Raw genomic sequence first — 20,894 nt, 5'->3', positions numbered from 1 at the left:
ATAGGTTATGCCTGAAACAGTACGATTAACACAATATAGTCATGGCGCAGGTTGTGGTTGTAAAATCTCGCCTAAAGTACTTGAAACTATTTTGCATAGTGAGCAAGAAAAATTTCATGATCCTAATCTATTGGTAGGAAATGAAACGAAAGATGATGCTGCTGTTTATGATTTAGGTAATGGCACCGGTATTATTAGTACAACTGACTTTTTTATGCCAATTGTCGATAATCCGTATGATTTTGGTCGTATTGCAGCAACGAATGCGATTAGCGATATTTTTGCCATGGGTGGCAAACCCATTATGGCTATTGCTATTTTAGGTTGGCCAATTGATAAACTATCACCTGAAATTGCAAGAGAAGTGACAGAAGGTGGACGTGCGGCTTGTAAAGAAGCGGGTATTTCACTTGCTGGTGGGCACTCGATCGATGCACCAGAGCCTATTTTCGGTCTTGCAGTAACAGGCGTTGTTCCTGTTAGTAAAGTAAAGAAAAATAATGCAGCCAAAGCAGGATGCCAACTTTTTCTAACTAAGCCATTAGGCATTGGTGTATTAACAACAGCAGAGAAAAAAGGACTCTTAAAACCAGAGCACCAAGGTCTTGCGACAGAAGTTATGTGCCAAATGAATAAAGCAGGTGCTGATTTTTCTGATATAGACGGTGTAACAGCAATGACGGATGTCACCGGTTTTGGATTATTAGGTCATCTTAGTGAAATTTGTGAAGGCTCGAATGTACATGCCAACATTCATTTCTCACAAGTACCGAAATTACCTGAAATTGAATCATATATAACACAAGGCTGTGTACCTGGTGGTACTGGCCGTAATTTTGATAGTTATGGTCACTTAATTGGCGATATGAGTGACATGCAACGTAAACTACTTTGTGATCCACAAACATCTGGTGGATTATTACTTGCAGTTTTACCTGACGCAGTTGATAAGGTAAAAGAAGTCGCTGCTCGTTTTGATATTAAATTAACTTCTATCGGTGAATTAATTGAGCCCATAGCAGGTAATGCGTTGATTGAAGTCACAAACTAACGTAATGAGATTATTTATTGCAGAAAAACCCAGCCTTGCTCGAGCCATTGCTGATGTATTACCTAAACCTCATAAAAGAGGGGATGGATTTATACTTTGTGGTGATAACCAGTATGTAACATGGTGTGTTGGCCATTTACTTGAGCAGGCTGAGCCAGATGCTTATGACCCGCGATACGCTCGCTGGTCATTAGAAGATCTTCCTATTATTCCTCAAAAATGGCAGCTTAAACCGCGTGCTGATGTAAAAAAGCAATTAAACATAATAAAAACTCTATTGAAGCAAGCAGATGAAGTGATTCATGCTGGAGACCCTGACCGTGAAGGACAATTGCTTGTCGATGAGGTGTTAAATTACTTAAACATTACTGAAGAGCAAAAAAAGCAAGCACGTCGCTGTTTGATTAATGATTTAAACCCAGCCGCAGTATCACGTGCTATTGATAAATTGCGCTTTAATCATGAGTTTATTCCTTTGTGTGTTTCTGCACTAGCAAGAGCCCGAGCTGATTGGCTTTATGGTATCAATATGACGCGTGCTTATACCTTGTTAGGCCAAAGAAATGGCTACCAAGGTGTGCTTTCAGTAGGACGAGTACAAACGCCAGTATTAGGCTTAGTTGTTCGTCGTGATGAAGAAATAGAAAATTTTATACCTAAAGATTTTTTTGAAGTAAAAGCACATGTTGTCACACCTGCTGATGAGCGCTTTACTGCAATTTGGCAACCAAGTGAAGCCTGTGAAGCTTGGCAAGATGAAGAAGGGCGTTTACTCAATCGCAAGCTTGCAGAGCATGTTATTGAGCGAATTGAAGGTAAACCTGCAAAAGTCACAGATTATCAAGACAAACAAGAATCTGAGATTGCGCCTTTACCTTTTTCATTATCTTCTTTGCAAATTGAAGCCGCTAGGCGTTTTGGTTTAAGCGCACAGCAAGTGTTAGATACCTGTCAGAGATTATATGAAACACATAAATTAATTACATATCCCCGTTCTGATAGTCGCTACCTTCCTGATGAACATTTTGCAGGTCGTCATGCGGTAATTAATGCGATTAGTGTGCATGAGACGAGTTTATTACCAGAAGAAACATTAAATATTGATAAAAAAAATCGATGCTGGGATGATAAAAAAGTTGATGCACACCATGCGATTATTCCTACTGCAAAAACGGGTAATATTTCGTTAAATGAAAACGAAAAGAATATTTACTATCTTATTGCACGCCAATATTTAATGCAGTTTATGCCAGATGCGGTCTATCGTAAGTGTGTTATTGAACTTGATATTGAAAACGGTAAATTTATTGCAAAAGCACGTTTTTTAGCACAAGCAGGTTGGCGAGTGTTTTTAGGCAGTAAAGAGCAAGATTCAGATAATGATGGCTTACCTCTTCCTATTGTGGCTAAAGGTGATGAATTATTATGTGAAAAAGGCGAAATAGTTGAAAAGCAAACGCAACCACCTAGACCTTTTACTGATGCCACATTATTATCTGCGATGACAGGAATAGCGCGTTTTGTGCAAGATAAAGAGTTAAAGAAAATCCTAAGAGCAACAGATGGATTAGGAACAGAAGCAACTCGCGCTGGAATTATTGAATTACTTTTTAGGCGAGGTTTTTTGCAAAAGAAAGGTAGAGCGATTAATTCAACGCCAGCAGGTAAAGCGCTCATTCATGTATTACCTGATATGGCTACATTACCTGATATGACAGCGCATTGGGAATCGATATTAACGCAAATCAGTGAGAAGCAATTTAAGTATCAAGACTTTATGATGCCACTGAATAACACGTTAATTGAACTTATTACCCAGGCAAAACGCCGCCCTAATATTCAAGCGTTTAGAAACTTACCTGCACCTTCATATAATAAAAAGCGCAAGGCAAATACTAAAAAGCAACATGAAACGAAACCGAGTAATAAAAAAAATGCAAAGAAGGCAACGAGTTCAGAAGAAGGTTAAATTAAAGATAACGAGATGACGTATCTAAATAATTAAATAATTAAATAAAAAAGAACACTTCTTGAAAATAATGGGAAGTGTTCTTTTTAAATAATAAGTGTATTGGAATTAAACGTTAAATTCAGCCCAAATAGGAGCGTGATCAGAAGGTTTTTCCATACCACGAATATCGTAATCAATTCCAGTGGAAATACAGTTATCTGCTAAACAACGACTTGCTAATAATAAATCTATGCGTAAGCCTCTATTATCATCAAATCCTTTTGAGCGATAATCAAACCATGAGAATTTATCGTCTACTTCAGGATATTGTTGACGATAAGTATCTGTTAATCCCCATGACATTAAGGTTGATAACCAGTCACGTTCTTCTGGTAAAAATGAACATTTACCCATTTTTAGCCAGCGTTTCATATTATTTTCGCCGATACCAATATCTTTATCTGTTGGGCTAATATTTAAATCACCCATAATTAAAACGGGAGATGATGGCTGTAAGCTATTTGTCAGATAATTTTGAAGGTCAGCATAAAATTTCTCTTTAGCTGGAAATTTTGTTTCATGAGAACGACTTTCCCCCTGAGGAAAATATCCATTCATCACAGTCAGTAACCCTGATGGCGTTTCAATATCAGCCATAATCATACGACGTTGGGCATCATCATCATCACCAGGAAAGCCTTTACGAACAGCGATAGGTTTTGCTTTTGTCATTAAAGCAACACCATAGTGACCTTTTTGCCCATGATAAAAAACGTGGTAACCCAGCGCACTTACCATCTCTAGCGGAAACATATCATCATGAACTTTCGTTTCTTGTAGCCCAATCACATCAGGCTGATGTTTTTCAACGATGGCTTCTAGCTGGTGGGGACGAGCACGTAATCCGTTAATATTAAAAGAGACAAATTTCATGTGACAGTAACCATTTATAGATTGAATAATAGGATGTCTTATACTATCAGGATAATAAAATGAATGTAAGTCAATCTATTTAATGATAATCCACTTTTTCAAGATGGGAAACTCATAAATTAAATAAAAAATAAAGAATAAAAAATATAAATTAATAAAAATACAAGATTGTGTAATAAAAAATATTAATTAAATTGAGTAGAAACATAAACTAATCTTTGATAGAAGGGTGTAAGTATTATAATTCTTTATATGTAAAGAAAAATGACATAATAAAAATAAACTTTTAATTATAAATTATATTTATTAGGAGGTGTGACGAATAGCTTAAACCGATATCTACTTTATATAACAATGAGATTAAAAATTAATTAATATATATTTTATCTACATTAAATGAATTAATGAAATTATGTTATTCAACACAGCAAAGGAATGGTGGTTTATGTTTTTTTCTCGTAAATTAGAGGCCTTTATGGCCGTAGTTGAAAATGGGTCATTAAGTAAAGCTGCTAGGGTAATGAATAGAACAACACCCCCTGTAGCAAAATCAATCAAAGATTTTGAGGCGGTATTAGGAAAGCGTTTATTTAAAAGAGAAAAGTTCGGTATGAGCCTGACACAAGAGGGCTTAGAGCTTTATAATGATTTAAAATCTCTTTATCTTCAAGAAAAAGAGATAACCAAAAAGCATACATCAGGCATTATTAATAACAGCATTCATGTCTATTATGATTGGGGGAAAAGCCACTATTTAACAGAGTTTTATCAGGCAGCAAATAAAAATTATTCCCATATTAACATAATGAGATTTTCTAAAGAAAACTTTGAAGAAATACCTGATTATGATGGTAATACATTTATATTAAGTTCAGAGAAAATTATTAGCGAAAAATTTAGTTTAATTCATAAAATAGAAAATAAATACTTAGGGATCTGTTGCCAAAAAGAGCTAATAGAGAAGGTAGGCGATAATATTAATACACTGTTAAGCGATAATATCTGGCTTTGTGATCCCGCATTATACAAAACAGCAATAATAAAAAATTTAGAAAATAAAATTGATAAAAGTGGTAAATCAGCCAAAGTACGAATAATGGATGATTTAAATTGCTGTTTAAATTTTATTCAAACGCATCACTCATTATTAATTACTGATGAAAATCCGGTAAAAAATGAAAGTGACTCTTCGCTATGCTTTATCCCATTGACACAAGCATCATTGCTTTATAGTTGTTATATCTATAAATCTAAATACCACTCAAGTGTATTAAACCGATTTGTTGATTTGATTAAAAATATGAAGTAAAAAAATTTAATTGAAATTAGAGTAGGGAAGTATTCATGTACTTAAGAAGTGATGGTGGTGGGAGAAGGATTCGAACCTTCGAAGTCTGTGACGGCAGATTTACAGTCTGCTCCCTTTGGCCGCTTGGGTATCCCACCAACATTTATTTGTATTGCTGTCCGTGACAGCGGGCGCAATAATACCAAATACCTGAGATCTGTAAAGTGCTATTTTACTAAAAATAGATCAAGTGCTGTAAAAATGTTCGCTTTGTTCAAGGCTTATTCGTAATTGTACTGGTTTTATGGAAATAGTTTGATATTAAAGGATAGATAAAAATAAACAGCGGCAGAAAGAATGCCGCTGTTTAAAGAAAAATAGCTATTTAACGATAAAAAATAAACTATAGAATAATAGTTCGGTTACCGTAAACAAATACGCGCTGTGAAAGCACCCAATAAAGTGCATGACTTAATACATTTTTTTCAACATCACGTCCCGCTCTCATCATATCTTCAGCAGAGAATGTATGGTCTACGTTAATAACATTTTGAGTAATAATTGGGCCTTCATCTAAATTATCATTAACATAATGCGCAGTTGCACCAATGATTTTTACACCTCGTTCATAGGCTTGATGATAAGGACGAGCACCAATAAAAGCGGGTAAAAATGAGTGATGAATATTAATAATTTGATTTGGGAAATGTTGCACAAAGGCGGGCGTTAATACACGCATATATTTAGCGAGAACCACATAATCAGGTTTGTACTGATTAATTTGAGCAATAAGTTTTTCATCATGTTGATCACGCGTTAAGCCTTCATGACTAACAAGATGGAAAGGAATACCGAATTGTTCAACAAGCTGTTTTAATGTGTCATGATTGCCAATGACGGCAGCAATTTCAACATCTAAATCGCCAAACGTGCTTTTCATTAGAAGGTCACCCAAGCAATGCGCTTCTTTTGTGACCATAACAACGATACGACGACGGCCAGCACTGTTTAATTCACGTTGAGAACCTTTTGGTAAGGCATCATCTAAATCGGCTAAAAGAGTCTCATCATTAAAAATACCTTCAAGCTCAGTGCGCATAAAAAAGCGACCAGTGAGATGATCAACAAATTCGTTGTTTTGAACGATATTTAATTGATGTTTGTAGCAAATATTCGTGATTTTTGCGATAAGTCCTTTAGCATCAGGACAAATAGTCCGTAATATTTTTTTCTGAGTATTTTGGTGTTGCATATTATAGAAAAATCCTTTGATTTACTTCTGTGTTTGCCATTATTTGCTGCTATTTTCACAACACTTCTTGTATTTACGACCTGAACCACAAGGGCAAGGGTCATTTCTTCCTACTTTAGGCTTGATGCCATCAATATAAAACCAGCAATCATCTATTTTAAGAAAACGAGATCGTTCATGCAGGTATTGTTTATCATCGGTATTTCTTTCAATAAAGCAAGCAGAGAATTCGACATAAGCTTCATTTGGATGAGTACTTTCTTGTGTTGAAATAATATTTAACCCTAACCACTGAGTGTTAGGAAAGCCTGCAATAAGCTCATCACGTAAAGAGGCAATACGACAAGTGGGATGCCATGACTTTATTAAATAGTCTGCATCATGCTTCACAAAAGCACTATAACGAGAACGCATTAATGCTTCTGCTGTTGGTGCATTTTCTTTTCCTAAGTGATAAGGCTCGCAACATTCATTATAAGGGCGTTGGCTATTACATGGGCATGAGCTTGACAAAATAATGTCCTGATTAACGTTTAGAAAAGGCGTATTCCTATAGATTGTAAAAAAAATATTTTCGGATATTAAACGCCAAGGTTGAACTAGACTAATAATGTTAACGCCAATTAAACGCTAAGTGAAATGATAGTTGCAGGGGGCTTTTATGAATAAGGCATTAGTGGGGAAAAAAATCTTAATAATTGATGATGAGGTTGTTTTTCGTACAATGCTGACAGAATATTTTTCACATGAAAAAGCCTGTATTTATACCACGGATAATGGAAGTCAGGCGCTTGCATTATTAGATAAAGGTGTCGAACCTGATTTAATTTTATGTGATATACGAATGCCCATCATGAATGGGCCCACATTTCTTGTTCATCTTGAAAAAAGGAAGTTGCGGATACCGGTTATAGCAATAACGTGTTCAGATAATATGTCTGAAATTGATGACATGCTGAGGTTAGGCGCTAAAGATATTTTTCTTAAATCTCTTAATCAGTTAAGTAGCTTAAAACAAAAAGTGATAGAGATATTATGTCCTGGTTTTTTTGAATCAATATATATAGAAAGTGTTTATTTGGATCCACTATGGAATAGTTTACGTCAAGAATCAGGCCATATTCAGTCTTTTGTTAAACAGATGCAACCTCAAGTAAAACAAGTTATCGCAAATTATACTGTTAATTATCGCCATTTAAATGATGCAACAAAAATAGGATTATTGCTTGATATTGCACCTTTATCATCTGAGCAAATTATTTTTTATTGTGTTGATATCTCTCGTGACGATGAAAATGGATTACTCGTGGCACTTTTGTTAAGGGTCGTTTTTAATGATGTATTAAAGTCAGCGGAAAAAAGATATTCATTACCAAGTATGTATAACTTGCTGAATAAACTTAATAAAATGCTTGATGATGTGGGAGTTAAAGGACAGTTTCCCATTATTTTAGGATATTACCATACAAAAAATAAAAATATATTATTAGCCTCAGCAGGATTACGTGCTGAAATAAAAACAGAAAACGAGAAAATAAAATTAAATAGTGGCATTCCTCTAGGCACTTTACAACTTTTATATATAAATCAAATAAAATGTAAAGCAATAAACTGGCAATGTAGGATTTGGGATAATCGTAATCAAATTAAATTAATGTTTTCGCCTTTTCTTGAATGTTAAATCATCGTAATAAAATCCCTTTTTGGGCATATATTAAACATAAATGAAGAACTATCCCAATTAAGAGCGGTAGCTCTGTTTATCCGTAGATATTAGCTGGTATACTCTTGCGATTATTTTTATAACTGTGTCATGTCATCACAAAAATATATTGGCATTTAATTGCAGGAGAAGTGTAATGTCATCTGTGGTACGTAAGGTAAGAAAAGCGGTGATCCCTGTTGCAGGATTAGGTACAAGAATGTTACCCGCAACCAAGGCCATCCCAAAAGAAATGTTACCAGTGGTTGATAAACCGCTTATTCAATATGTTGTGAACGAATGTATTGCTGCCGGTATTAATGAAATAGTACTTGTAACACACTCATCCAAAAATTCTATTGAAAACCATTTTGATACGAGTTTTGAATTAGAAGCCATTCTGGAAAAACGTGTAAAGCGCCAGTTATTAGAAGAAGTGCAAAGTATTTGTCCTAGCCATGTCACTATTATGCAAACTCGTCAGGGAATAGCAAAAGGATTAGGCCACGCTATTTTATGTGCTAAACCACTTGTTGGTGATGAGCCTTTCGCTGTTATCCTGCCTGATGTTATTTTAGATAGATACAGTGCTGACTTAACGAAAGTTAATTTAAAAGAAATGCTTTCACATTTCGAACAATCAGGTGCTAGTCAAATTCTTGTTGAACCCGTTCCTGAAGAAGATGTGTCTAATTATGGCATTGTTGATTGCATGGGTGAAATATTAAAACCAGGTGACAGCAAACTCATTAAACGTGTTGTTGAAAAACCGAAAAAAGAAGAAGCACCTTCTAATTTATCAATTGTCGGTCGCTATGTTTTATCTGAAAGTATTTGGCCATTACTCGCAAAAACGGCACCAGGTGCTGGTGATGAAATTCAATTAACAGATGCTATTGAGATGTTAATTGAAAAAGAACCCGTAGAAGCTTACCACCTAAAAGGAAAAAGCCACGACTGTGGTAATAAATTAGGATATATGAAAGCATTTGTTGAATACGGTTTACAGCACGAAGAGTTTGGCGAAGATTTTTCTCAATGGATAAAATCATTGAAAGCATAACTAAGCTTGTGCATCTCGATAAATTGTTACATTAAGCGATTATCGCATTATAAAATTAGGTGCGATAATCAGAGTATTGTGTTAAAAAGCACAGTATTAAAATATAACGTTATTGTTATTGAGAAAAACGTTGGTTTTGTCTGTTTCTTAAGCCAGCGTTAATGTGCTAAGCATCGTTGCTAAATAGGGTTGCTAAATATTATTATGCTGAGCGTTATGATGTTAATTCAGGTGATATTAACCATGATAATGTTGAACATGATAAATCAATGAGTCAAGTTAGTTGAGTGATAATATGAAAATATTGGTAACAGGTGCTGCAGGTTTTATAGGATCTCATGTCAGCCAACGATTGATAACCATGGGTTATCACGTGACAGGGATTGATAATTTAAATGATTATTATGATGTCAGATTAAAAGAAACTCGATTACAAAAATTAAATGAATTAGAAAATTTTCAATTCAAAAAAATCGATATTGTTGATGCAACAAAAGTCGCTGAATTATTTGCTTCTCACCAATTTGATCGCGTTATTCATCTCGCCGCACAACCTGGTGTACGTTATTCTATTGAAAACCCAATGGCATATATCGATGCTAATATTGTTGGGCATATTAATATTTTAGAAGGATGTCGTCATAGTAAAGTAGGGCACCTTATATATTCCTCTTCAAGCTCTGTTTATGGTTTAAATCAAAAACAACCTTTTTCAACTGAAGATAGTGTAGATCATCCTGTTTCACTTTATGCTGCGACTAAAAAAGCGAATGAACTGATGTCTCATAGCTATTCTTATTTGTATCAATTACCGACTACAGGATTACGTTTTTTTACCGTTTATGGTCCTTGGGGTCGTCCTGATATGGCATTATTTAAATTCACCAAGGCAATGCTTTCTGGTGAACCTATAGATGTTTATAATGGCGGTAATATGACAAGAGACTTTACTTATGTCGATGATATTGTAGAGTCGGTTGTGCGTCTTATTAATATTATCCCTGAAAAAGATAATCATTGGACCGTTGAAAAGGGTGAGACTTCTTCAAGCTCCGCACCTTATAAAATATATAATGTAGGTAATGGTCAGCCGACTAAATTGATGGACTTCATTCGTGCAATTGAAAAATCACTCGATATAGAAGCAAAATTAAATTTAATGCCAATGCAAGATGGTGATGTTTTATCAACATGTGCAGATTGCCAAGATTTATCTAAAGTCACCGGTTTTTCACCTAACACAGATGTTGAATATGGCGTGAAAAAATTTGTGGATTGGTATCTGAGTTACTATAAAAATTAATCTTAATCAGATTTTAGATAAATAAAAAGGAGCTCATTTGGCTCCTTTTTCATATTAATCTAAATAAGTCATACGAGAATTTCGTGCTCTATTTTTCGGGTTAGAGTTATTATTCTTAATAAATAACATCAGCACATATTAAAATTAAACGCTTGTTTAATAAATCTAACCAAAACAAGAAAACACCCTTTTAAATAATTAAAAGGGTATTTTTAAAATAGAGTATTGACTAAATTAGATAAGGAAATCGTCTAATGATTTGCCTTCTTCGTCAATTGCACGTTTGATTACAGCTGGCGTACGGCCTTGGCCAGTCCAAGTTTTAGTTTCGCCATTTTCATCAACGTAAGAATATTTAGCAGGGCGAGCAGCACGTTTAGCACGGCCTGTTTTATTTGCGCCACTTGCTTCTAACAGGTCAGTTGGATCAATTCCTGCTTCTTCTAACATTTCACGGTATTTTTGTAATTTCTGAACACGCTCTTCTTCAGCTGCTTTTTCTAATGAATGTTCTTCACGACGTTCATTAACGACAACTTCGAGTTTTTCCAGCATTTCTTCTAGAGTTTCTAAATTAGTTTCTCTTGCTTGTGCGCGCAGAGTACGGATGTTATTTAATATTTTTAAAGATTCGCTCATTTTCCTGGTCTCAAATAAATGTTGTTGGCTGATGTAATACTAATAATAGATTGCTATTTAAATTTCTGCAATAGCTAAATACAATCTAAACGTAAAATTTCATTTTTTTAAAGCTATATCTTTACAAAAAGAATATTAAAGTTGAGGCATCTTTAGTCAATAAAGGAAATATTAGTAAATCGATGCATCATTTAACAGATGATAACGCTAACGTAAAAGAATAGAAAGCTTTGTTCATTTTTTTATAATAACGGACTATTTTCTAAAAAATGCATTAGGGTTAACTTTCATACTTTAATAAGTGTATATCAAGATATGTATTAATATGTTAAGTACCTATTCTGGCTATTTATTTTTTTAACAAAGATTACTGTTTGCAACTACATTCATCTTTTTATGGTATATGAAGAATAAAAATAAAAGGAATAAATAGCTCTTATTGATAACTTGAAGTTTGTTTATGTTAAACTATTGCCTGTAATAATAAACCTAATTAAGGAGAGAGCTGATGGCTCAGCTTTACTTTTATTATTCAGCCATGAATGCTGGAAAATCAACATCTTTATTGCAGTCTTCTTATAACTATAATGAACGAGGAATGCGAACGTTGATTTTTACTGCCGCTATAGATACACGCTTTGCTAAAGGCAAAATCAGCTCAAGAATAGGCTTGAATGCTGATGCAATGCTCTTTAGTGATGATATGAATATTCGTGATGCTATTCTTGCTGAAAATAATAAAGAACCTATTCATTGTGTGTTGATTGATGAATGCCAATTTTTAAGTAAGGAACACGTAGAACAGTTGTGTGAAATAACGGATAACTACGATATCCCTGTACTTACTTACGGCCTACGAACTGATTTTAGAGGTGAGTTATTTACTGGTAGTGCTTATTTATTAGCGTGGGCAGATAAGCTCGTTGAGCTAAAAACCGTATGCTATTGCGGGCGTAAAGCAAATAAGGTATTGCGCTTAGATGATAAAGGAAATGTTCTTAGTGATGGTGCCCAAGTTGAAATTGGTGGAAATGAGAAATATGTTTCAGTATGCCGTAAGCATTATACACAGGCTACCCAAAAAGGGAGTATAGATCAAAACTGATTCATTTCGTTCCCCTCTTTTTGTTAATTTAGAGTGATATAAAAAGGAGGGGATTAATAACTGACTAAATAAAGTTTATATCGTTTAATACCAAAAAAAGCTTATCTATTTTTAATTTCTTCCATTTTTCCACTTTCTTTTATGTGTTTCTAGTCGTTATATATTCTCCTCATGTAAAAAATGTTAGTTTTTATCTAGAAATGTTCCTTCATTTAAGGGTATTCATTATCATCAATCAAAAGAATGATAATCAAATAAGAATTGTTCGTTTGTTTTGTGATGTAGATAATGTTTTTTACAGATGACAATAAATAGAAACATTTGATATGTATTCGTTGTTCCTAGTTAAATAAAATCAGATAAATTGCGCAACAAAAGAGAAAATTGTTTTGGCTTTCTTCAATAAGATAAAATTTTATACCTACATTTATTTTCTGAGGTTATGAATGAATTTAAATTACCGTATTAAATTTATTCCCTCAATTTTATAATAAAAAGATAAATATACTGAGTGCTGGTACTACTAAAGTAGTATATATTGGAAGGAAATGAGCAAATAGCCAGCATTTTATAATGAAAAACTATTATTAAATAGTAATCTATATTCCAATCGTTATTTATTAAACGGAGTTTATTGATAAGATTATTCTAACCACAACAAGGACTCATATTTTAATTTAGTCGTTATTAGCCTCTTATTTACCATTTAAAACATTAAACCTATTTTTTCTCATTTGATTGAAAAAGAGATAAAAATGTTTCATTACACCGAAATACGTATTGCGTGAATAAACACGTGGTTATCCTTTTTTGGGTAAAACGTATAGCACAACACTAGAACAGCCTAATGTTTTGTTTGTTGTATATTCTATATTTAAATTGCCATACTAATTAATTATCAATGAAGAACTAAAAATTGTCTCTGTAATCGATTCTGCGGGGATTTTTAAGACTATTGGTTGTGTTAGCCTTACTTTATATCAACTGTGCCTAGTTCGTGTTTTATCATTATTTATAGACATTCTAGCATTAACATCAAAAAAGAGGTGTAGTTATCCTTTACTAATTGAAAAAACGCTCTTTTTTTTAAAAGAAAATTAACTTTCGGTTTTTGTGCCAAGGAAAATAGAAGAGAGCACGCACGATAGTCTATATTTTAAAAAAAGAAACCCAGCCTAACAAAGACTGGGTTTATATCGTTTTATGCGTAGCGCGATGCTAGCGAATGAGATGATTATTTTTTACTGCTTTTTTTTGTTGCAGGTTTTGCCTCTTCTTTTACTTCATGCTCTTCTTTAAATTCACGGCCATAGTAAGAATCTAATAACAGTTGTTTTAGTTCAGAGATAAGAGGGTAACGTGGATTTGCACCTGTACATTGATCATCAAATGCATCTTCAGATAATTTATCAACTCGCGCTAAGAAATCACTTTCTTGAACACCCGCTTCACGGATAGAAGTCGGAATACCTAATGATGATTTCATTTCTTCTAACCAAGCTAGCAGTTTTTCGATTTTCGCAGCAGTACGATCACCAGGAGCAGAAAGACCTAAATGATCTGCCACTTCTGCATAACGACGACGCGCTTGAGGACGATCGTATTGGCTGAATGCTGTTTGTTTAGTTGGGTTATCATTAGCGTTATAACGAATAACGTTAGAGATTAACAACGCATTGGCTAAACCATGTGGAATATGGAACTCAGAGCCTAATTTATGCGCCATTGAGTGACATACCCCTAAGAATGCATTCGCAAATGCGATACCTGCAATTGTTGCAGCATTATGAACGCGCTCACGTGCAATTGGGTTTTTAGCACCTTCATGATAGCTTGCTGGTAGATATTCTTTCAGTAATTTCAGTGCTTGCAATGCTTGTCCATCAGAATATTCGTTAGCTAAAACAGAAACATAGGCTTCTAATGCGTGAGTTACAGCATCTAAACCACCAAATGCACAAAGTGATTTAGGCATATTCATCACAAGGTTAGCATCAACGATAGCCATATCAGGAGTTAATGCATAGTCTGCTAATGGATACTTCTGACCTGTAGCATCATCTGTTACTACTGCGAATGGGGTGACTTCAGAACCCGTACCTGATGTGGTGGTAATCGCTACCATTTGTGCTTTCACACCCATTTTAGGGAACTTATAAATACGTTTACGGATATCCATAAAGCGTAATGCTAATTCTTCAAAATGCGTTTCAGGATGCTCATACATAACCCACATGATTTTAGCAGCATCCATTGGTGAACCACCACCTAATGCAATAATGACATCAGGTTTGAAGCTGTTCATTTGTTCTGCACCTTTACGTACCACGCTCAGTGTAGGATCAGCTTCAACTTCAAAGAAAATTTCAGTTTCAACACCAAATTTTTTAAGAACACGAGTGACTTCATCAACATAGCCATTATTAAATAAATAGCCATCTGTTACGATAAAGGCACGTTTTTTGCCATCAGTTGCTATTTCTTCTAACGCAAGAGGTAAACAACCGCGGCGGAAATAAATCGATTTAGGAAGCTTATGCCACAACATATTCTCTGCTCTTTTCGCCACGGTTTTAGTGTTGATAAGGTGCTTAGGCCCTACGTTTTCAGAAATGGAGTTACCACCCCAAGAACCGCAACCTAAAGTAAGAGAAGGGGCAAGTTTAAAGTTGTATAAGTCACCAATACCACCTTGAGATGCTGGCGTATTAATTAATATACGTGATGTCTTCATTTTGTCACCAAAGTAGGCAACATGTTCAGATTGGTTATCTTGGTCTGTATATAGGCAAGAAGTATGACCGATACCCCCCATTTCCACCAATTTTTCAGCTTTGTGTACTGCATCTTCAAAATTTTGTGCATGATACATTGCTAATAGTGGAGACAGTTTTTCATGAGCAAATGGCTCAGCTTCAGTTGTTTCTTTTACTTCACCAATTAAAATTTTGGTATTTGCAGGAACGGTAATACCTGCCATTTCTGCAATTTTAGTTGCAGGTTGACCAACGATAGCTGCATTTAAGTTACCGTCTTTTAAGATGATATCTTGTACAGCTTTAAGATCTTTACCCGTTAAGATATAACCGCCGTGAGAAGAAAAACGTTCACGAACTTGTTTATAAACGCTATCAACAACAATTACAGATTGCTCTGATGCACAAATAACACCATTATCAAAAGTTTTAGACATTAAGATAGAGGCAACGGCACGTTTAACATCAGCTGTATCATCAACAACAACAGGTGTATTACCTGCACCTACACCGATAGCAGGTTTACCTGAGCTATAAGCTGCTTTAACCATGCCAGGACCACCTGTTGCCAAAATAAGATTGACATCTTCATGGTGCATGAGTGCATTAGAGAGGGCAACTGAAGGCTCATCAATCCAACCAATAATATCTTTTGGTGCACCAGCCGCTATGGCTGCGTTTAAGACGATTTGTGCAGCACGATTGGTTGCTTTTTTAGCGCGTGGATGAGGAGAGAAAATAATTCCATTACGTGTTTTTAAGCTAATTAATGCTTTAAAAATCGCGGTAGAGGTTGGGTTAGTTGTTGGTACGATACCACAGATAATACCGATTGGTTCTGCGATAGTGATAGTACCGTAGGTTAAGTCTTCAGAGAGAACACCACAAGTTTTCTCATCTTTATATGCATTATAGATATACTCTGAAGCGAAGTGATTTTTTATCACTTTGTCTTCAACAATACCCATGCCAGACTCTTCAACAGCCAATTTTGCAAGAGGAATACGGGCGTCTGCGGCAGCGAGTGCAGCAGCACGGAAGATTGCATCAACTTTCTCTTGTGAGAAGTTAGCAAATTCACGTTGAGCTTTTTTTACACGAGCGACCAATTCATTGAGTTCGGTAACGTTAGTTACGGACATAAAGAGACTCCTGATAAATGTTAAACTTTTTAAGCAAATTAGCTGTTTAAATCACCAATAATAAGGATAGCGTAATTAGGTGATAATGCTCTAAATTAAGTGTAAATAACAAGAACCTATAATTTGCTTAAAAAGCTCAGAAAAAACAATAGATAATGCAAATATGTTTTTTAAATCTCTTCTTTTCTTGAATGATGACAGCTTATCATCTTTCATATTAATTAACGTGATCTACATCAAAAAATTGAGAAGCTGACACCTTTCAGCACGGCCTTTAATGATAATGATTCCTATTTGTAATTTATTAACAACGAATTTTTTGTTGATTGAGAGATTTAGATATAGAATTAAATAACAGTGTTTCACTTAGTTTGCCAAATAAAATTTTAGCTGAAAAGTTGTTAAGTAATAGAATTAACTGGTTTATTGATTTAAAGTAACGCGCTTTTTATTAGGTTATTTTATCGTACATAGAATAATTCGCATGTTTATTAGCCAAGAAGGGGCTGTTCATGGGAGCTTTGCTGGATTTATCCGGTTATATTAAATTTTTTGTTGGGCTTTTCGCTATTGTTAATCCTATTGGAATTTTGCCTGTTTTTATCAGCATGACGAGTTATCAAACAGATGCAGGACGTAATAAAACGAATTTAATTGCTAATGGGTCTGTTGCCATTATTTTAGTGACCTCTTTGCTTATTGGTGACTCTATATTGAAAGTATTTGGTATCTCTATTGATTCATTTCGTATCGCAGGGGGTATCTTAATTGTGACTATTGCAATGACGATGATTAATGGACGTTTAGGCGAAGATAAACAAAATAATCAAGAAAAAAATGAATCCGCCGTTCGCAGTAGCGTTGCTGTTGTGCCCTTAGCGTTACCTTTAATGGCAGGCCCCGGTGCAATGAGTTCTTGTATTGTCTGGAGCTCTCGCTGGAGTGGCTTTACTAACTTTTTAGGACTTGCTGCCACAAGTATTTTTTTCGCCTTCTGTTGTTGGTTACTCTTTCGCAGTGCAACTTTGCTAGTAAAATATTTAGGTCAAACAGGTATTAATGTGGTCACTCGTATTATGGGGCTACTATTAATGGCATTAGGTATTGAATTTATTGTTACGGGATTACGCTCGATTTTCCCGGGATTATTAGTGTAAACACAGCGTATCTTTTCAATAAAAGCGCAGTATATTTATTATCTATACTGCGCTTTTTCTTTATTCTCTATCAATGGCATGTATGCCTTTAGAAAGCGCTTCTCTATCGTAGTGACGTGTTAATTCACCGTTTTCCATTAATGCCGCGCTATCTGACATATGCGCGATAACATCAGCATCATGACTAACTAATAAATAAGTCATATTGTGCTGTTTTTTCAGTTTATTAAGTAGATTTAAGATCTCGGCTTGTACTGACATATCTAATGCAGAGGTTGGCTCATCCAAAAGCAATAATTGCGGTTGTAATAAAAGGGCTCTCGCAATAGCAACACGTTGGCGCTGGCCTCCTGATAATTGATGAGGATAGCGATTAGCAATATCTGCTGATAAACCAACTTGAGCTAATGCATCTTCAATTTTGCTATTATCAAAAGGTATATGATGTATCTTCAATGGCTCAGAAAAAGCACGTTCAATACGATGTTGAGGGTGTAAAGAAGCATAGGGATCTTGAAACACCATTTGTATATTACGACGCAATTGACCGTAAAAATGCTGTTTTGCATTAATAGGTTGTCCTAGCAGTGAAACATCACCTTGCCAATCATGTAGTAAGCCTGCGATAACGCGTAGTACCGTTGATTTACCACACCCTGAACGACCAATAAGACTAAACGTTTCGCCTTGTTTTATTTGTAAATCAATGCCTTTGACAACGTGTTTTATTTGGCTACCTTGTTTAAATTGGACATGTAATTTATGGATATCAACTAGCATCATAAAGTCCTTTAAAATGTAATGTCCTATCTAATACAGGTAATTGAGTCCCGTAAGTGCTGGCATTAGGGCGACATGTCCATAATGTACGCGTATAAGGATGAGTGGCATGAGGTAAAGCACTAGCAGAAAGTTCATCAACTTGCTCACCTTGATACATTACCATCACGCGGTCACAATATTCAGCCACTAAAGGAAGATCATGGCTAATCAGGATTAAACCCATTTTGCGTTGCTCACATTGCGAAATGATAAGTTCTAAAATTTGATGACGTAATTGTGCATCTAGCGCAGAAGTTGGCTCATCAGCAATTAAAATGGCAGGGTTATTAATGAGTGCGATAGCAATCATCGCACGTTGTCCCATACCACCTGATAGTTCACCAGGATAACGATAAATATTCTGTTCTGGTAAACCGACAGATAATAACGTTTCGATAATAAGCTGGCGCCTTTCACTACGAGAAAGCTTTTGATGTAGTTTTACAGTTTCATCAACTTGTTGATAAATAGTTTTAACGGGGTTCAATGCATAGCGTGGATCTTGTAATACCATTGATAATGTTTTTCCTCTAATGGTATTCCATTGACGAGGTGATAAATTTAATAAGCTATTATCCATTAAATTTAATGTGTTTGCTGTGACTTTACCCGGCTGACGCACAAGTCCCATTAATGCGCGTGCTGTCATGGATTTGCCTGATCCTGATTCACCAACAATAGCTAAACGCTCTTGTCCTAAAGAAAACGTGACATTATTGACAACTCTTGCTGTAGGAAAATCAATACAGAGTTTATCTACTTCAATTAATGATTGTTTAGTCACGAGTATCTCCTAGTACATCACGTAATCCATCACCTAATAAGTTAAAGGCGAGGCTACTTACCAAAATAGCGGAACCCGGAATTGCAGCTACCCACCATTGATCAAAAATAACAGGCATACCATCCGCAATCATTGCCCCCCATTCCGCCATTGGTGGGCGAGCACCTAAACCAAGGAACCCTAATCCAGCAGCGGCTAGAATAATCACAGCAAGGTTAAGCGCTAAACGCACAATCGCTGAAGGTAAGCATAAGGGGAGAATATGGCCCCATAATAACCGTATGCCGTTAATCCCCATCATTTCAGCAGCAGCAAGATAATCACTATTACGAAGATGTTGAATCTCACTACGAGCTTGGCGAGCATAAGCAGGCCATGCTGTTAATGCGAGGGCTAATGCGCCATTGAGTAAACCAGGCCCTAGCATTGCCACAAAGGCAAAAGCGAGAATAAGGGATGGCATAGACATCACTATATCAGTAAATCGCATTAAAATGCGTTCAGCCCAGCCACCGTAATAACCTGAAATAACACCAATAAACAAACCTAATGGTAATGTGATAAGAGCAACAAGCCCAACTAATCCCAGCATAGGACGTGTGCCATAAATAAGGCGAGAGAGAATATCACGGCCATAATTATCAGTACCTAACCAATGTTGTGCATTAGGTGCAAGTAATCTTTGTGCTGCATTTTGCCAATTGGGATCTTGTGGTGCTAACCAAGGTGCAAAAATAGCCATAAAGATAAAAAGCAATAAAAGTGATAACCCAATAAAGGCTGAAGGCGAACGCGCTATTTTTTTTAAGAATGTAAATGACATTAGCGAAGCCTCGGATCGGTTAAACGAATAATAATGTCGGTCATATTATTAATAAGCACAAAACACAAACCAATCACTAAAGTCCCACCCATAATCGCGGTACTATCACCCGCAAAAAGAGCTGTTGTTAGATAGCGACCGATACCAGGCCAAGAAAATACCGTTTCTGTTAATACTGCACCTTCTAGCATATTGGTATAAGCAAGGGCGATAATCGTTAATAACACACCGCGTATATTAGGCAAAATATGGAAAAAGAGAATGCGTATTTCACTGACACCTTTAGCGCGAGCCAATGTGACATATTCTTTATCCATTTCATTTAAACAGGCTGAACGTGTTAATCGTGTAATAGAGGCTAATGCGAAATAAGCGAGTAATGAAACGGGTAAAATAAGGTGTGATAAGGCATTAATAAAGGCATCTTTATCACCAGATAGTAACGTATCAATAAGCACAAACCCTGTAACAGGCGTTATTGTGAATTGATAAATATCGTCTAAGCGTCCTGGTCCTGCTGTCCATTGCAATGTGGCATAAAAAAGAAGAAGTAAGATAAGACCTAACCAAAAAATAGGCACCGAGCTACCTAATAATGTGACAATACGCAAAATAAAATCTAAAGGTGTGCCCGCAAATCGTGCACATAGCACACCAAAAATAATCCCTAAGCTGGCACCAAAAAAGAGGGCAATAGTGGCTAATTCCAGTGTAGCAGGAAAAGTTGAAAGCAAATCATCAAATACAGGCTGTCCTGTCGATGTCGCAGTACCAAAATCACCTTGTATTAAGGCTCCCACATAATGAAAAAATTGGAGATAAATAGGTTGGTCTAACCCTAATTCATGTTTAACCTGATTATAAGTTTCAATACTGGCATGATCGCCAACAATTTGTAAGACAGGATCAACAGGTGAAAATGCAGAAAGTGTAAAGGTAATAATCAGCAATCCCAAAAGCGTCAGTATGAGAGTCAAAATACCTTGAGCCAAGGTTGCTAATTTTTCTTTTAGACGTGAGGAGGAATTTATCACAGTCGTCATACAGCTTAGCCTAATGAAATGATAAAAAAGAGACCACTCGCCATATTGCTAACGTTCTAATAGCGATATAACGAGTGGCT

General features: G+C 35.6%; 17 protein-coding genes and 1 tRNA gene. 8 read left to right on the top strand and 10 right to left on the bottom strand.

Annotated elements, in window-relative coordinates; genetic code table 11:
• Positions 1 to 7 precede the first annotated feature (7 nt).
• Positions 8 to 1,051 carry a selenide, water dikinase SelD gene (gene selD / locus M983_RS01545; RefSeq protein WP_066746000.1) on the top strand — a complete coding sequence of 348 codons (1,044 nt, stop codon included), beginning with the start codon at positions 8 to 10 and terminating at the stop codon, positions 1,049 to 1,051.
• 4 nt (positions 1,052 to 1,055) lie between these two features.
• Positions 1,056 to 3,020 carry a DNA topoisomerase III gene (locus M983_RS01540; RefSeq protein WP_066745997.1) on the top strand — a complete coding sequence of 655 codons (1,965 nt, stop codon included), beginning with the start codon at positions 1,056 to 1,058 and terminating at the stop codon, positions 3,018 to 3,020.
• Positions 3,021 to 3,128: 108 nt separating this feature from the next.
• On the opposite strand, the gene xthA is transcribed toward M983_RS01540, so the two are convergent.
• Positions 3,129 to 3,935, bottom strand: coding sequence for an exodeoxyribonuclease III (gene xthA / locus M983_RS01535; protein ID WP_066745994.1), 807 nt, complete (start codon positions 3,933 to 3,935; stop codon positions 3,129 to 3,131).
• Between the two features lie 445 nt (positions 3,936 to 4,380).
• Between xthA and M983_RS01530 the strand changes: the two genes are divergently transcribed.
• Positions 4,381 to 5,244, top strand: a complete 864-nt coding sequence (locus tag M983_RS01530; protein WP_066745991.1) for a helix-turn-helix domain-containing protein — start codon at positions 4,381 to 4,383, stop codon at positions 5,242 to 5,244.
• A gap of 52 nt (positions 5,245 to 5,296) precedes the next feature.
• Here the strand turns inward: M983_RS01530 and M983_RS01525 are convergent.
• The 3 genes from M983_RS01525 to M983_RS01515 all read right to left on the bottom strand — a co-directional run bounded on the left by M983_RS01525 (position 5,297) and on the right by M983_RS01515 (position 6,988).
• Positions 5,297 to 5,381 (bottom strand) — tRNA-Tyr (locus M983_RS01525).
• 245 nt (positions 5,382 to 5,626) lie between these two features.
• Positions 5,627 to 6,475 (bottom strand): formyltetrahydrofolate deformylase, encoded by an 849-nt coding sequence (gene purU, locus M983_RS01520; protein ID WP_066745989.1) that lies wholly within the window; start codon positions 6,473 to 6,475, stop codon positions 5,627 to 5,629.
• Positions 6,476 to 6,514: 39 nt separating this feature from the next.
• Positions 6,515 to 6,988 (bottom strand): YchJ family protein, encoded by a 474-nt coding sequence (locus M983_RS01515; protein WP_066745987.1) that lies wholly within the window; start codon positions 6,986 to 6,988, stop codon positions 6,515 to 6,517.
• A gap of 148 nt (positions 6,989 to 7,136) precedes the next feature.
• On the opposite strand from M983_RS01515, the gene rssB reads away from it, so the two are divergent.
• From rssB to M983_RS01500, 3 genes are all read left to right on the top strand, one after another.
• The gene (gene rssB, locus M983_RS01510) at positions 7,137 to 8,156 is read left to right on the top strand and encodes a two-component system response regulator RssB (protein ID WP_066745986.1); all 1,020 of its coding nucleotides are present in this window, start codon (positions 7,137 to 7,139) and stop codon (positions 8,154 to 8,156) included.
• Positions 8,157 to 8,334: 178 nt separating this feature from the next.
• Entirely contained in the window at positions 8,335 to 9,240 is a 906-nt protein-coding gene (gene galU / locus M983_RS01505; RefSeq protein ID WP_066745985.1) for a UTP--glucose-1-phosphate uridylyltransferase GalU, read from the top strand.
• A 295-nt stretch (positions 9,241 to 9,535) separates the two neighbouring features.
• Positions 9,536 to 10,543: an NAD-dependent epimerase gene (locus M983_RS01500; protein WP_066745983.1), complete on the top strand. Its 1,008-nt coding sequence runs from the start codon at positions 9,536 to 9,538 to the stop codon at positions 10,541 to 10,543.
• Positions 10,544 to 10,777: 234 nt separating this feature from the next.
• On the opposite strand, the gene hns is transcribed toward M983_RS01500, so the two are convergent.
• The gene (gene hns, locus M983_RS01495) at positions 10,778 to 11,182 is read right to left on the bottom strand and encodes a histone-like nucleoid-structuring protein H-NS (protein ID WP_066745974.1); all 405 of its coding nucleotides are present in this window, start codon (positions 11,180 to 11,182) and stop codon (positions 10,778 to 10,780) included.
• A gap of 508 nt (positions 11,183 to 11,690) precedes the next feature.
• Between hns and M983_RS01490 the strand changes: the two genes are divergently transcribed.
• Entirely contained in the window at positions 11,691 to 12,287 is a 597-nt protein-coding gene (locus M983_RS01490) for a thymidine kinase (RefSeq protein WP_066745970.1), read from the top strand.
• A 1,234-nt stretch (positions 12,288 to 13,521) separates the two neighbouring features.
• On the opposite strand, the gene adhE is transcribed toward M983_RS01490, so the two are convergent.
• Complete coding sequence (adhE, locus tag M983_RS01485) at positions 13,522 to 16,185, bottom strand: bifunctional acetaldehyde-CoA/alcohol dehydrogenase (RefSeq protein WP_066745967.1); 2,664 nt, start codon at positions 16,183 to 16,185, stop codon at positions 13,522 to 13,524.
• A 512-nt stretch (positions 16,186 to 16,697) separates the two neighbouring features.
• Between adhE and M983_RS01480 the strand changes: the two genes are divergently transcribed.
• On the top strand, positions 16,698 to 17,342 hold the full coding sequence (locus tag M983_RS01480; protein ID WP_066745964.1) for a YchE family NAAT transporter: 645 nt from the start codon (positions 16,698 to 16,700) through the stop codon (positions 17,340 to 17,342).
• Between the two features lie 60 nt (positions 17,343 to 17,402).
• Here the strand turns inward: M983_RS01480 and M983_RS01475 are convergent, their stop codons facing one another.
• From M983_RS01475 to M983_RS01460, 4 genes are read right to left on the bottom strand one after another with little or no spacing between them, the layout of a single operon-like run.
• Complete coding sequence (locus M983_RS01475; protein WP_066745961.1) at positions 17,403 to 18,125, bottom strand: ABC transporter ATP-binding protein; 723 nt, start codon at positions 18,123 to 18,125, stop codon at positions 17,403 to 17,405.
• Positions 18,112 to 18,948, bottom strand: coding sequence for an ABC transporter ATP-binding protein (locus M983_RS01470; RefSeq protein ID WP_066745958.1), 837 nt, complete (start codon positions 18,946 to 18,948; stop codon positions 18,112 to 18,114). The genes M983_RS01475 and M983_RS01470 overlap by 14 nt, the downstream gene beginning before the upstream one ends.
• A complete protein-coding gene (locus M983_RS01465) occupies positions 18,941 to 19,771 on the bottom strand; it encodes an ABC transporter permease (RefSeq protein WP_066745956.1) in 831 nt (276 codons plus the stop codon). The genes M983_RS01470 and M983_RS01465 overlap by 8 nt, the downstream gene beginning before the upstream one ends.
• Positions 19,771 to 20,814: an ABC transporter permease gene (locus M983_RS01460; protein WP_066745953.1), complete on the bottom strand. Its 1,044-nt coding sequence runs from the start codon at positions 20,812 to 20,814 to the stop codon at positions 19,771 to 19,773. The genes M983_RS01465 and M983_RS01460 overlap by 1 nt, the downstream gene beginning before the upstream one ends.
• Positions 20,815 to 20,894 lie beyond the last annotated feature (80 nt).

The sequence above is a fragment of the Proteus myxofaciens ATCC 19692 genome, from assembly GCF_001654855.1.
GTDB classification, from domain to species: Bacteria; Pseudomonadota; Gammaproteobacteria; order Enterobacterales; family Enterobacteriaceae; genus Proteus; species Proteus myxofaciens.
Note: the sequence above shows the minus strand (reverse complement) of the source record. Positions and strands in the feature narration are given on the sequence as shown.

Excerpts from the sequence above, each read along its gene's own strand:
- selD (WP_066746000.1), top strand. The coding sequence starts at position 8 with ATGCCTGAAACAGTACGATTAACACAATATAGTCATGGCGCAGGTTGT.
- M983_RS01540 (WP_066745997.1), top strand. The coding sequence starts at position 1,056 with ATGAGATTATTTATTGCAGAAAAACCCAGCCTTGCTCGAGCCATTGCT.
- xthA (WP_066745994.1), bottom strand. The coding sequence starts at position 3,935 with ATGAAATTTGTCTCTTTTAATATTAACGGATTACGTGCTCGTCCCCAC.
- M983_RS01530 (WP_066745991.1), top strand. The coding sequence starts at position 4,381 with ATGTTTTTTTCTCGTAAATTAGAGGCCTTTATGGCCGTAGTTGAAAAT.
- purU (WP_066745989.1), bottom strand. The coding sequence starts at position 6,475 with ATGCAACACCAAAATACTCAGAAAAAAATATTACGGACTATTTGTCCT.
- rssB (WP_066745986.1), top strand. The coding sequence starts at position 7,137 with ATGAATAAGGCATTAGTGGGGAAAAAAATCTTAATAATTGATGATGAG.
- galU (WP_066745985.1), top strand. The coding sequence starts at position 8,335 with ATGTCATCTGTGGTACGTAAGGTAAGAAAAGCGGTGATCCCTGTTGCA.
- M983_RS01500 (WP_066745983.1), top strand. The coding sequence starts at position 9,536 with ATGAAAATATTGGTAACAGGTGCTGCAGGTTTTATAGGATCTCATGTC.
- hns (WP_066745974.1), bottom strand. The coding sequence starts at position 11,182 with ATGAGCGAATCTTTAAAAATATTAAATAACATCCGTACTCTGCGCGCA.
- M983_RS01490 (WP_066745970.1), top strand. The coding sequence starts at position 11,691 with ATGGCTCAGCTTTACTTTTATTATTCAGCCATGAATGCTGGAAAATCA.
- adhE (WP_066745967.1), bottom strand. The coding sequence starts at position 16,185 with ATGTCCGTAACTAACGTTACCGAACTCAATGAATTGGTCGCTCGTGTA.
- M983_RS01480 (WP_066745964.1), top strand. The coding sequence starts at position 16,698 with ATGGGAGCTTTGCTGGATTTATCCGGTTATATTAAATTTTTTGTTGGG.
- M983_RS01475 (WP_066745961.1), bottom strand. The coding sequence starts at position 18,125 with ATGATGCTAGTTGATATCCATAAATTACATGTCCAATTTAAACAAGGT.
- M983_RS01465 (WP_066745956.1), bottom strand. The coding sequence starts at position 19,771 with ATGTCATTTACATTCTTAAAAAAAATAGCGCGTTCGCCTTCAGCCTTT.
- M983_RS01460 (WP_066745953.1), bottom strand. The coding sequence starts at position 20,814 with ATGACGACTGTGATAAATTCCTCCTCACGTCTAAAAGAAAAATTAGCA.